At 37.6% G+C, this 13,107-nt stretch carries 10 protein-coding genes; 4 read left to right on the top strand and 6 right to left on the bottom strand.

Translation table 11 applies throughout. The features are described 5' to 3' along the window. The first annotated feature begins 7 nt into the window (after nucleotides 1–7). Genes MKY37_RS05625 through MKY37_RS05635 form a run of 3 tightly spaced genes read left to right on the top strand, consistent with a single transcriptional unit; the run spans nucleotide 8 to nucleotide 3,034 of the window. Entirely contained in the window at nucleotides 8–1,243 is a 1,236-nt protein-coding gene (locus tag MKY37_RS05625; RefSeq protein WP_340774699.1) for an ABC transporter permease, read from the top strand. Then, nucleotides 1,240–2,397, top strand: coding sequence for an ABC transporter permease (locus MKY37_RS05630; protein WP_340779850.1), 1,158 nt, complete (start codon nucleotides 1,240–1,242; stop codon nucleotides 2,395–2,397). Before MKY37_RS05625 ends, MKY37_RS05630 begins: the two co-directional genes overlap by 4 nt. Continuing rightward, on the top strand, nucleotides 2,360–3,034 hold the full coding sequence (locus tag MKY37_RS05635) for an ABC transporter ATP-binding protein (RefSeq protein WP_340774702.1): 675 nt from the start codon (nucleotides 2,360–2,362) through the stop codon (nucleotides 3,032–3,034). Before MKY37_RS05630 ends, MKY37_RS05635 begins: the two co-directional genes overlap by 38 nt. Before the next feature lie 204 nt (nucleotides 3,035–3,238). On the opposite strand, the gene MKY37_RS05640 is transcribed toward MKY37_RS05635, so the two are convergent. From MKY37_RS05640 to MKY37_RS05660, 5 genes are all read right to left on the bottom strand, one after another. Next, the gene (locus MKY37_RS05640; RefSeq protein ID WP_340774705.1) at nucleotides 3,239–3,391 is read right to left on the bottom strand and encodes a hypothetical protein; all 153 of its coding nucleotides are present in this window, start codon (nucleotides 3,389–3,391) and stop codon (nucleotides 3,239–3,241) included. 355 nt (nucleotides 3,392–3,746) lie between these two features. After that, on the bottom strand, nucleotides 3,747–6,098 hold the full coding sequence (locus MKY37_RS05645; protein ID WP_340774707.1) for a bifunctional 2',3'-cyclic-nucleotide 2'-phosphodiesterase/3'-nucleotidase: 2,352 nt from the start codon (nucleotides 6,096–6,098) through the stop codon (nucleotides 3,747–3,749). Between the two features lie 573 nt (nucleotides 6,099–6,671). After that, nucleotides 6,672–8,123 carry an S-layer homology domain-containing protein gene (locus tag MKY37_RS05650; RefSeq protein WP_340774710.1) on the bottom strand — a complete coding sequence of 484 codons (1,452 nt, stop codon included), beginning with the start codon at nucleotides 8,121–8,123 and terminating at the stop codon, nucleotides 6,672–6,674. 379 nt (nucleotides 8,124–8,502) lie between these two features. Continuing rightward, nucleotides 8,503–9,876: a S8 family serine peptidase gene (locus MKY37_RS05655; protein WP_340774712.1), complete on the bottom strand. Its 1,374-nt coding sequence runs from the start codon at nucleotides 9,874–9,876 to the stop codon at nucleotides 8,503–8,505. A 132-nt stretch (nucleotides 9,877–10,008) separates the two neighbouring features. Beyond that, nucleotides 10,009–11,607, bottom strand: coding sequence for a M14 family zinc carboxypeptidase (locus MKY37_RS05660; protein ID WP_340774715.1), 1,599 nt, complete (start codon nucleotides 11,605–11,607; stop codon nucleotides 10,009–10,011). A gap of 164 nt (nucleotides 11,608–11,771) precedes the next feature. On the opposite strand from MKY37_RS05660, the gene MKY37_RS05665 reads away from it, so the two are divergent. Continuing rightward, nucleotides 11,772–12,137 (top strand): GtrA family protein, encoded by a 366-nt coding sequence (locus MKY37_RS05665; protein ID WP_340774719.1) that lies wholly within the window; start codon nucleotides 11,772–11,774, stop codon nucleotides 12,135–12,137. A 7-nt stretch (nucleotides 12,138–12,144) separates the two neighbouring features. On the opposite strand, the gene MKY37_RS05670 is transcribed toward MKY37_RS05665, so the two are convergent. Further along, nucleotides 12,145–13,098: a glycosyltransferase family 2 protein gene (locus MKY37_RS05670; RefSeq protein WP_340774722.1), complete on the bottom strand. Its 954-nt coding sequence runs from the start codon at nucleotides 13,096–13,098 to the stop codon at nucleotides 12,145–12,147. Between the last annotated feature and the right edge of the window lie 9 nt (nucleotides 13,099–13,107).

Consider the following 13,107-nt stretch of genomic DNA (forward strand, 5'->3'; position numbering starts at 1 on the left):
TAAAGAAATGAGTGAATGCATCTTGATCCAACTGAAAAAGATTGCTTTCTTTACGACTCAATATGGAAAAAGTATTCAGAAGAAGTGGAAATCGCTTCTTCTGCTTTTTCTTTTCCCCATTTTTCTGTTAGCTACTACACTCGGAATTGTCGCTGCTCTATTTGTTCCATCAGCTAAAGCACCTATTACCGTTGCTTTTGTAGATGAAGATCAAACAGAAGAAACGAAAATGCTACTGGAATTTATGACACTCTCCATCGAAAAAGAAGAAGGCATTAAAATTACTTCTATGACAAAGAAAGCTGCTAATCTTAAAATAGAGAACAATGAAATAAGTAGTTACATACTGTTCCCTAAGGAATTAACTAAAAAGTTATATAAAGGAAAGTCTGTCTCCTTAACTATTGTAGGTAATCCCTCCCAAACAGTTGATAGCTTCATCGTAAAGGAATTAGCAGAAAGTATGACGCGTTACATCTCCTCTGCTCAGGCTAATATTCTCACGGTTTATGACTATGCTGGTAATACATATATTCCTGAGGAGGATTTAGAAAAGCTTCTATTTAATACATTTATCGAATTTACTTTATATACATTAGGAAGCGGACAAATCCTAGATGAAGAAGAAGTTACGAATATTACAACTACCTCCCCGACTAATTATTATGTTGTAGCTGGTTGGTTTAGTGCATTTACTATTTGGTTATTTGGAAGCTATTCCTTGTTGAGGAAAGATACGCATGCTGCTATGCGAAATCGCTGGAAATTACTTGGAGTGACCCACTGGCATACGACTGTTTCACAAATATTTGTTTCTCTACTAGTAAGTATTGTATTTGCTACTATTTCTTTTATCCCAATTAGCAAATACTTCGTAGTAGAGTTATTTATGTTAGATTATTTCCGGCTTTTCTTGTTCATCCTTTTGTATGGATTACTTCTAATAATAGGCTTAGCACTCATAGATTTATGGATTTCATCTAAAAAAATAGTGTTGCTCTTTCAATTTTTCTTTTTTTTATTTGGGATAGTTTCAAGTGGTGCATTAATTCCTACGATTTATTTTCCTTTATTCATCAAAAACGCACTGCCATTTTTCTTCTCGTTTGAGAGCTTCCAATGGATTGTAGAAATTGTGTTAGTTGGACGAAACTATGCAAGCTTTACGTCGTTAGGAATTCAGGTCTTAATAGGTCTACTCCTTCTATGGATCTCAACACGGAGGAAGGATAGGTGGAAATGATGAAAGCTATTTTAGGTATACAAGCGATACGAATGCGTAAAGAATGGAAGGTTTTACTAGCCTGGCTCTTACTTCCACTCCTTTTAACTATATTAACGTTCGGGATGTTAACTAAATTAGGGGATGAATCCAAGGTTCCAATTGGTTTAGTAATAGAGGAAAACTCTACTCTTTCGGATAATCTAGTTCAAAGAATAATGGATACAGATTATTTACAGGTAAACATACTAGATCTTCCAGAAGCTACAGATCTATTAGAAAAACATGAGCTCGATAGTGTATTTGTCATTAAGGATGGATACGAGGAAGATATTCTAGATAATCGTCGGTCTCAGCTACTAGAGGCATATTCATCCAATAGATCCTTTGCTTACTTTGCTGTTGTAGAAACGATTAGCTCCTATGTTCAAGAAGAAGCAACTCGTACTAAAGCGGCAACAGAAATTAAAGATTTATACGATAAGTATGGCTCCAGTGAGGAATGGGATCGAGAAGAAATTTTCAAAACGAGTAAAAAAAAGCAGGAAGAGAAACAGCTAATTACAACAAGCTTTTCGTTCCAATGGACACCAACAGAAACGGCAAGTGAAAGCACCTCTCTTCTATCTGTTTGGGGTATTTGGGCCTTCTTCCAAATCATCGCTACATTATTTCTATTTGATTGGGTCGTAAAAGCAAATAGCAAATTGATAAAAGTACGTTGGATATTTACTAAAATATCATTAAATAGCTATATTAGTTGGAATTTATTGTTCTACACGATTTTATTATTTGTTATGGACGTAGTTACTATTTATGTTCTCTACTTATTAGATTTAGCATCTCCAAGTGCTCAGCTGTTCTTTTCACTACTTGGCTTTAGGCTAACGATAAATATATTAGCTGCTTTAATCGCCAAAAATTTCACTAATAGTTTCTACTATTATATTAGTACCATTGCGATCTCCCTAATCCTAACGATATGTGGGGGTGCATTTATCCCGATTGATTCTATTATTAGTAGATGGTCATGGGTGGAGTCTTTCAGTCCTGTTTATTCATTGTTACATGGTGGGTTCGCTTATGGATTTTTAATAGCTATTATGGTTATTTCAATAGTTAAAGGAGGTATTCAGCGTGCTACAAGTAAATTCCCTACAAAAAAGCTATCATAAACACAAAATATTAAACGATGTAAATCTTCTAGTGAACCCAGGTGAGGTTGTCGGCTTAGTTGGAGAAAATGGAGCGGGCAAATCAACGCTATTGGAAATTTTAGCAACAGTGCTACCACAATCTGATGGCAGTGTATTATTGGAAAATAAGTCCTATTCAAAGGATATTAAAAGTATTCGCAAGCTAATTGGATATGTCCCACAGGAAATTTCCTTATGGGAGGAATTCACTGTAGCTGAAAACTTTTTGTTTTTCGAAAAGCTATCCTGGAAAAGAAGATCACTAGAAGAATGCAAGCAGCTTTGTCTCGATATGCAACTAAATAAATGGGATGAACCAGTAGAGTCTTTATCCGGTGGAATGAAAAGAAAACTAAATCTCGCAATCAGTCTTATTCATGACCCAATATTAATACTACTAGACGAACCGACCGTAGGAATAGATATGAGATCCAAAGAAGAGATTGGAAATTACTTAGTGAATTTAGCAAAACGTGAAGGAAAAATGATCATCTATACGTCTCATGATATGAACGAAATTACTTCCTTTTGTGACCGCATATATTGTTTAGGAAAAGATCCTTTTTACGCTGAATTGCTAAAGTCTAGAGGGCTTACTGTGGAGGAATTGGCATAAACAGGGAATTGGAAATACTTCTAAGCAGGCATTGGAACGTTTACTTGCGCTCGTGCGATGTTTACTTGTTTTAGATGGGAGCTTACTTGCTCTTCGTAGGGTCTTACTAGCTTTTCACTAGTTATACTCATAAAAAGGATAATTCTTCTGTATATTTTTCAAACAAATACACCTGCGAGAACTCCAGTCTCACAGGTGTATTTGTTATTTATCCTTGTTTTTCTCTAGCATCCCTCTTAATTGCTCGGATAACTCCTCAATCAGCTCGTTTGCCTTAATCGTTTTATTTTCAGTTCCTAGCACATATCCGTATTCTAATACTTTTTTAAATTCTTCATTCAATTCTGTCGTGATCATACAATTTCCTCCTGATAACTTGTTTATATGTAATTTTATTTATTGTAATACAAAAAATGTCGATATCAGACAATGTTACTAAGATTTAATAAACTAGTAATAAAGATCTCTGTTATGACATATCTGTTTCATATTCGACAACTCCTCTCTCTTCCAGAGCATAAAAGAGCGTGATAATGGTCTGTGCCACATAAGTCACTCTATTTACCACATATACATCCCTAACAAACACATAACTCTCGTGATCTAACACATAAAGTTGTCTATCTACAACATACCCCTTACTAACCACCACATAAACAACATAAAAAACCACCACAGCTCAGGTGGCTGTGGTGGTTTCAACTAACAAATATTATTTAATAGAATACTTACCAAATCCGTCTGTACCTTCACCAACATATTTGATGCGGCCATCAGCAGGGATTACTTTTTCTGCTTGTTTAGACGATTCGAATACGATTGTTGCATTTGCTGGAAGTGCTGCGAATTTCCAGTTGCCATCTGCAGATGGATCGATTGTTTTCTCTGCAAGAATGTAATCGATAATTGTTTGACGATTTTCATCTGGGTAGATTTCAATCGCTGTCGCATTACGCACGCCTGGGAATGTTCCATTCGCACGGTAGTTATTTGTTGCTACGATGAATTCTTGTTTTAAATCGATTGGTTTACCATCGTATTGGAGATTTGTAATACGGGATGAACCTTCATTTACTAGATTTCCGTCAGCATCGTATTTCGCTGGTTTTGTAACATCTATTTCGTATGTTACTCCGTCGATTACGTCATAGTTATATGAGCGGAAGTCTGTATTGATAAGCTGTTGCTCGCCAGATTTCGTCGAGTCAATTTGGTTAAATTGGCCGGCAGACATTTCCAACCATTCTTTCACGTCAGCTCCTGTAACTTTTACAGTTGCCACAGTGTTATCGTATAAATATAGATCTGCTACGTTTTTAATAGCTAGTTCGCCTTTTGGTACATATGTGTAATACTCAGGGTCACTTCTTGTTCCAGCTTTAAATGGCGCACCTGCAGAAAGGACTGGAAGTTTTTCATTTGCTGTACCTTTTAGTTTTGCTTTTACATATTCTGTTTGAGCATTTGTTACGATTTGGATAGATGGATCATCCTGCACTTGTGAGAAATAACTATGGATGTCGGCTGTTGTTGTTCCAACTGCTTGACGTACATATTTAATAGTCCCCTCATGCGCTTGCTTTACTGCATCCACAATGGTTTTGTCCACATCCGTAGCTTCTTTCGCAATTGTGCGAACTTCTGCTTTAGATTGTTTTACTTCCCAGTCGTTCCCTTTTTTCACCAAATCTAAATCGATTACACCTAAGTGGCTACCAAATTTACCTGGCATAACAACCGGAACACCGTTAATCGTACCGTTTTCCACGTCGACATTTGTTAACGACTCATCCACTTCTCCAGGGAATACTTGGTGCGCATGACCAGTAATAATCGCATCTACATCTTTAACCTTTGTTAGTAAATACGTTACATCCTCTTCGCCAACCTCATGCTTCATATCGCCAAGACCAGAGTGGGAAAGGACTACAATTACATCTGCTCCAGCTTTCTTCATTTCTGGTACAATAGCCTCCACAGCTTGTACAGAATCGTCTACCTTCACTTTCCCTTCTAAATGAGACTTGTCCCACTTCAGAATTTGCGGTGGAACGATACCAGTTACACCAACTTGAATGGTAGATTTCTTTCCTTTGGAATCAACTACTTCTTTTTCGATCAAAACATATGGTTCATAAGCTAATTTACCAGTGGCTCCATCACGAACATTCGCATTCACATACGGGAAATTTGCGTCATCCGTAACTTCAGCCAAATAATCTAAACCATAGTTAAATTCATGGTTTCCGAATGTAGCACCATCATATTTTAGCAATTCCATTGCTGTCACTGATGGATGTTCTTCACCGTCTTCTAGCTTATCCACTGATTGCTTATAAGAACCAAGTGGTGTACCTTGTATCGCATCACCATTGTCAAATAGTAAAGTATTACTATTTTCCGTTCTTGCATTTTTGATGAGTGTAGCAGTTTTTGCAAGACCTAAGCTGTTAGACTCTGTATCTTTGTAATAGTCATAGTTCACGATATTCGTATGAATGTCGGAAGTACCTAAGATTCTCAAAGAAACAGTCGAATCTGAACTTTTATATTCCTTCAAAAAACGTTTTAAAATATTATTCATCTCATGTTTACTTACAATATTTGCAGGTTTTACGGTTTTATCTGGGTATCCATTTAAGAAACCTAATCCTACCGCTTTCGCAATTTCGTTTCGATTTGATGTACGGATTTTATTTTTATCTGTAAATTTGTTTAATAGATTTTCTGAGTAAGTTTTATTCGTATCAATAGCTCTTGTCGCAATGATAAATGCATGCTCACGAGAAAGTTTTTCATCAGGAGCAAAAACAGTAGCTGACTTACCAGTAATTAGTTTTAACTCAAGCGCTTTCTCAATATAAGGCTTTAATGAATCTGGAACATCATTAAACTTCACGGATTTACCAGTACCTAACTCAACACCCATTGCATCGATCATTGTTTTTACATACTCACCACGAGTGACATCTGGACTTTTTGCCGCAGATGCATAGTCAACATTACCATACCCACCAACTGCAAGCGACAAAGCAAGCGCCGAAGCTGAAACCTTTTTCCACATAAACTAATTTCCTTCTTTCTCATCTTGGAATATTAAACCAATATAATTGTAACAAAAACAAAAGTAAATAGTGTAATAAGTTTGTAAATTTTGAAAACTGTTAGTGAGTTAATAGGGAAAAGTGTTTTTTTAAGTCTTGATAAATGGGGTTATGTGGTGGTTAGCTAGGATTATGTGATGGTTAGCAGAATATGCGGTGACTAGCAGAGTTTATGTGGTAGTTAGCTAGGGTTATGTGGCGGTTAGCGGAGTATGTGGTGACTAGCAGAGTTTATGCGGTAATTAATTAGAATTATGTGGTGGTTGGAGTAGGTTATGTGGCGGTTAGCGGAGTATGTGGTAATTAAGTAGAATTATGTGGTGGTTAGCAGAGTTTATGCGACGGTTAGATAGGGTTATGTGGTGGTTAGAGAAGTTTATGTGGTAGTTAGCTAGGGTTATGTGGTGGCTAGAGAAGTTTATGTGGTAGTTAGCAGAGTTTATGTGGCAGTTAGATAGAATTATGTGGTGAGCGGAGTTTATGACATAAAAAAACGACTTCCCTCAGAAGGAAGTCGGTTCGACAATTTTTAGTTATTCTACGATGTATGGGGAAGCGATATATCCATTCACACTTTTGCCGTTTACTATTGTTTGGACTGGATACCATACAAAATGATTGGTGGAGCTTTTGTTTTCATCAAATACTGGTGAACCTATGATAGTCACTGCAGCACCTTTACTAATCGCAATAAGTGGCGACTGAGTGCTAGCTGATTTTCGGAGACCTGTTCCATTATATTTTACTATATCTCCTTTGCCATATCCTTCGGTAGTTGGAGTGCTTGACGTCAAAGGAAATAACTTTTTATTAAATACAATGGAGTTATTTGTTTCCTCACCGTATGTGAAGTCCTCTTTGTTGAAGTTTAGCAGGTCAACATTAGTTTCTAATAATCCAACGTTCTCTATTGCTTTGTAAACCCGCTCTTGGTATGCGTTCGTATTTCTTTCACCAGTTGCTTGGAATACCGGGCTATTCACAGCTTTTGTTCCATTGTAAGCCATTATAGCAAAATACCAGCTCTCTAAGTCTTCTGGGCTAGTATTCTCGATTTTTGGTAAATCACTTCTCTTATAATTTTTCCCAAGTATATCGATTGCAGTCTCAATATTATACGCTAAATCATATTTTATACGTTCCAAGTCGTATCCTGCTGTATTCGTGATTTGCATCAATCCAATACCGCCGTCGCTACTTATAATTGGCTCACCATTCGATAGGAAATGAACCCACCCATTACTTTCCACGGAAGCCACTGCTTTCACGATTTCTGCTGGAATTGGCACATCAGCATTTTTAGCTGCTGTTGTTAGCAAGCAGTTCATCGTTTGACGATCTGGGTTTGATTTGGAATCTGGATTGTATCCACATGCATCCACTGTCAAACGTAAATCATCATTCAATGCTCTTGCCAAAAATCCAGCAAAATGTGCACGAGTGACGGAATCATTCGGTTTAAACTCGCCATTAGCATACCCACTAACAACACCAAATGCAGTTGCCTTGCGAATATCCGAATATGCAGATGAATTCAGTGGAACATCCGCAAATGGAAGTGCCTCATCCTTCATCTTAAATGCTCGTGCTATAAAACTCGCCATTTGACCTCTTGTTACAAAATTATTCGGTTTAAAAGACCCATCAGGATAACCATTAATAATTCCCGCATCTGCTGCAGATTGAATAGCACCAGATGCATGGTGATCAGCACCTACATCTTTAAAAACAGTTTTTTTGCCAGTTAAATCCAAATCCATAGCTCGAGCTACCATCAATGCAGCTTGGCTTCTCGTCACAAAATTACTCGGCTTATAATGATCGGCATCCACACCATTCACAATTCCCTCGCCATGTAAATAATTGATATGCTCATAGAAAGGATGACTTGTCTTTACATCCTGAAAGCCCGCTGCTTGAGCAATAGATGAAAAGCTTAACCCGAATGCTAATAAAAAACTTAAACACAATATTAATTTCTTCAAATACCTCTCCTCCTTATCTCTTAGTCTACTAGAAGACTCATATTATTAACAACGTACTGCAACTTAAAAAGTTTCGGAAAATTCTGTACACAAGTCTAGTAACTTTAAAACTATATAAATTTCACTAATGAGAAATAATGTTTATCCATAAAGTTCACAACTACCATCGGCTGCTCCAATATTTATATAACTGAGAGTTAAACACATAAATTCTTTTAACTAACACATAAACTCTTCTATCCACCACATAACACCTTCCAAGTACCTCTTAAACTCTTCCAACCAACACTTAACCACTTTTAACCACCACACACTCCCTCTAAACCCCCAAAAAAATAGGCCACTAGATACAATCTCGGTATCTACTAGCCTATACTATTCATTTTTTTGTTTTAAATCGCATCAAATATCTTTCTCCGTTTTGGATTTGAATTTCTAATAGATATTCGGTGTTTGTCTGATAGTTTTTCGTTGGAGATACGATAATTTTTTTATTTTTTAAATCTGGTGTGAGTTGAATGGGGATTTCATAGTTTTCAGTGTATAGTTTGACAGTAACTGTTGAGTCGTCGGTGAATACTTGGTTGAATAGAATGGTCCATGTTTTGTCTAAAGGAACATTGGTATGCTCGGGTAAATTACTGTAATTGGTTGAATTATATGCGCTGGTAATAAGGGAATTCTGTCCATAGTTAGAGACGTTGAGGATACCTTCTCCAAAGATCGGATCCCAGTTTACTGCGCCTTTATCGTCTACATATGTTTTTAATACTCTTTCTATTTCTTCTATGGATCTAGTAGGATCATCCACGAGAATCATAGCTGCTACGCCACTTACGTAAGGAGCTGCCATGGATGTGCCATGTAAGGCTGCATACTTTTCTCCAGGGACACTTGAAAGTATTCCGACACCTGGTGCTGAAACGTCGATAGATCCACCGGTGTTACTAAAGCTAGCTATTTTATCGGATTGGTCAGTTGCGGAAACGACTAGCACTCTTTTTTCTGAGGCAGGGTAATAGTTTGCTGTATCATCACTTTTATTTCCAGAGGCTACGACCACAAGTACATTGTTAGAAAGTGCATAGTCAATTGCCTCTGCTAGATGCTCGGAATATTCTTTTCCTTGAAAGCTCATGTTCACAATGGAAGCACCTTTATCCACTGCGTAATGGATTCCTTTAGCAATATTGGAATCATAGCCATTACCATTTTCATTTAATGCGCGGATTGGCATGATTTTGACGTTGTCCGTAGTTGATTCGGCTATTATGCCAGCTATATGCGTACCATGAACATGCTCATCCATTGGATCCGAGTCATTATTCACAAAGTCATAACCAGCGATCATTCTATCCTTCAAGAAGGAATGGGTATAATCCACACCTGTATCGATAACTGCAACAATCACTTCTTCATCGTTCGTAGCAAACTGCGATTTCATCCAGTCTGTTCCGACCCGCATTGCCCCCCATGATTTGGTATAATCCGCTGTTTGGACCATGCCGATTGTACGAATATAATCTGGCTGTAGCACGCTCACCTCGTCTTTCGATGAAGCGGCTACCCTAAAGAATGATTTTGGCTGCACTTCATCCACAGCAATGCTCTCGATCTCTTTATTTCCCTCTTTATCGGTTGTTTCGACTATTACTCTATCTGATTCTCCTGAACTACTTAGAGCTATACTAGGAAAAAAGAAAACGATACTAAACGAACATCCTATCAACATTTTAAACAATAAACCCCTCATTTTCTCCCCACCCTATTGGCTATACTTTTCAAACAAGTACCCCTTAAGTAAAATATGTAAACCAGGAGATGTCGATTACTGTCAATAAGATAAAAAAAACCTACAAACCTTGTTGGTTTGTAGGTAATAAGACTATCTTTTTGATGCTTCATTTGCGACAAATAAGCCAACCTTAGCATTTTCTTTCCAAATACGATCCCATCTACTTAATGGGACAGGGTTTTCACCTGCATATGGCGAAATTTCAAGGACAATACCTGGCATTCCAGTTTCTTGGATAAAGTAATCTCCAGATGCCCCGGAGCCTGGAAGGTATTGTGGAGGCATAACCTTATATCCAGTAATTTGAGATAATTGATTGGCTAAGCCTTTATCTCTATTAAGCTCTGTCGGTTTTTGATAATTAAACCAGTACATAATTTGACCAGATGAGTGATAGGAGATATTGGTTTTAAATGGTCGACTCGTCATAAAGTTCCCTAAAGCCTGTGCTTCTGGCTCACTGAATGCACTTGGACCTCTATATTGCATATAAGAAGGACCTGGCCGAGAATTGTTAATCTTGGACCATCTCGAATCAAAGTTATCATTCAAATCGACACCACGTACATTGGACTTCCAGCGATTAAAATTACTTGATCCATTAATAGCCAGAACACTAGACTTGTTCGCTACAGCATTTGTTCCCAATTGAACAAGCGTAACCCCGTCAGGATTAACCATTGGCACAAACCAGATAGCAGTCTTGTCTAAAACAGATTTAACATTGTATCCCTCGTAAGTACTACCTGCTGCATAGTGTGCACTATATGTGTCTATCATTTCGAGCAAGACATTTGTCGTCATGTGCTCTCTTGCATGAACGGAACCATCAAATAATACTTCCTTTTTCCCATTTCCGATCCGGATTGCATAGATAGGACGTTTCTCTACGGAGGCTCCTATTTGTTTTAGTTCTGTGAAACTTGGATATTTTGCTGCAATCTGTTGTAAATAAGTCGTCATTTCTTGATGTGTGATGACTTGTTTAGGATTTACTATATTGCTAGTGTTTGGTGCTGGTGTTCCCTTTGAAAGAAAGCTTGCAACGACATATCCTTGCATATCACCAGCTGTCACATAAGCCCAGCCTGCTAACTCCGAATGTACTAAGACAGCCTTTCCATTCGAAAGTGCACCAACACTTGCACCACTCGTACTCGCAATATTTTTCACGACCACTCCACTTTTGGATGCAACTGTTGCTGGATAAGTAGTAGGCTTCCCGATAAAGTTTGAGGCAACATAACCAGTAATATTGCCATATTGGACGAATGACCACCCGTTTTCAGCGGAGAATTCTTCGATAATCATTTTATATTTTAGTGTTGCAAGATTCTTACTTGTTGCACTTGCAGATTCTCGAACGATAACGCCACCTATTGAGCTTGCTATTTTAATAGTTCCTGTTGCTTTTTTCAAATAGCTTACCGGCGCATAACCACTTATTCCGTCCACTTGTAAATGAGCCCAACCGTTCTCATCAATCGAAAATACTGTACCATAAGTCCCGTAGGTCATGTGTTGTAGCGACGCAGATCCAGTAGATGGGGCTTCTCTTAGGAGTACTCCCGATGCACTGTTTACGGTATATACTTCTCGAAAATCAGAAGCCTCCGTCACATTCATATAACTATTACAGATCAGGAGCATGATGAGAAATGCTCCAAGTAATTTTAATGATTTTTTCATCGTTTCCCCCATTTCTTTATGTCCTTCCTTAAGTTTACTGTCGAATACTAGCGAATAATAGTTACATTATAACTATTATTCGATAGGTATAAGACCTTTTTTATTGGCCTAGTTTACTACAAAATATATTTTGAGGTACAATACTCTTTATGGGAGGTTTTGAGATGCGCAATGAGTTAATGAAGTTTATAATTGTCGGCGTTTTAAATACCCTTCACTATTATGGTTGGTATTTACTATTTTCTCAGGTAATAGACTGGCATTTTTTGCCGTCCCACTGGATAGCTTTTGTCATAAGTATGATTGGATCATTTTATTTGAATTCCTATTTTACATATAATACAAAGCCAACATGGCGAAAATTCTTTCAATTTCCTTTGACATATGTCATCCAAGTAATCATATCGACAATCGTATTATATATACTTTCTACATATTTCGGAGTGGATGATCGAATCGGGGCTCTCATTGCTTCTGTAGTTACGATTCCATTTACGTTTGTGTTATCCCGAAAAATATTAAAAAGATGATTCACGCTTATTCAGCCGAATCATCTTTTTTTATAGTGGAAACATATTCTTCTACAAAATACACCGGTCGACCTTTTGTCTCATAGAAAACCTTCCCTAAATATTCTCCAATAATCCCTAATGATAAAAGCTGAATACCACCTAAAAATAGAATTACTGCCATAAGGGATGGATAACCAGGTACTGGATCGCCGAATAATAACGCTCGAATAACGACGAAAATCATGAAGAAAAAGGCTACGACAGAAATTATTACACCAAATAGAGAGGAGAACCGAAGTGGCGCAATCGTTGAAGATGTAATTCCATCGATAGCCAAATTAAATAGTTTTCCATAATTCCACTTAGTTTCCCCTGCTGCACGCGGATCACGGTCAAATAGAATTTCCTTCTTGTTAAAGCCAATCCAGCTATACATACCTTTTGTGTATCGCTGACTTTCACGCAACAGCTGCAATGCATCAATACAACGTCGATCCAACAAACGAAAATCACCCGTGTCACGCTGTACTGGAATATTCGAAAGAGTTTCCAGTATTTTATAATACCTAGAGGACGACCATTTTTTAAACCAAGACTCCCCCGCTCTACTTCGACGCTTCGCAAACACATCATCGTAGCCTTGTTCCCAATATCCAATCATTTCAGGTATGAGTTCTGGAGGGTCTTGAAGGTCTGCATCAATAATGATAACCGCTTCACCTTTAGTATGGTCAAAGCCAGCAAGCATTGCCACTTCTTTTCCGAAATTCCGTGAGAGATTCACATATGACACATCGGTTCTATGTTCCACCAATTGTTTTAACAAAAAAAGTGTATTATCCGTACTTCCATCATTGACAAATAAATACTCAAATTGATAATGCGGCAGTTCGCTTGTTACTGCATCTAAACGATTGATCAATGTATGTAGTACTTGCTCCTCATTATATGCTGGTATTAAGATTGAGATTGTTTTCATATTTATCAC

Source organism: Psychrobacillus sp. FSL K6-2836, from assembly GCF_038003085.1.
Lineage (GTDB): Bacteria > Bacillota > Bacilli > Bacillales_A > Planococcaceae > Psychrobacillus.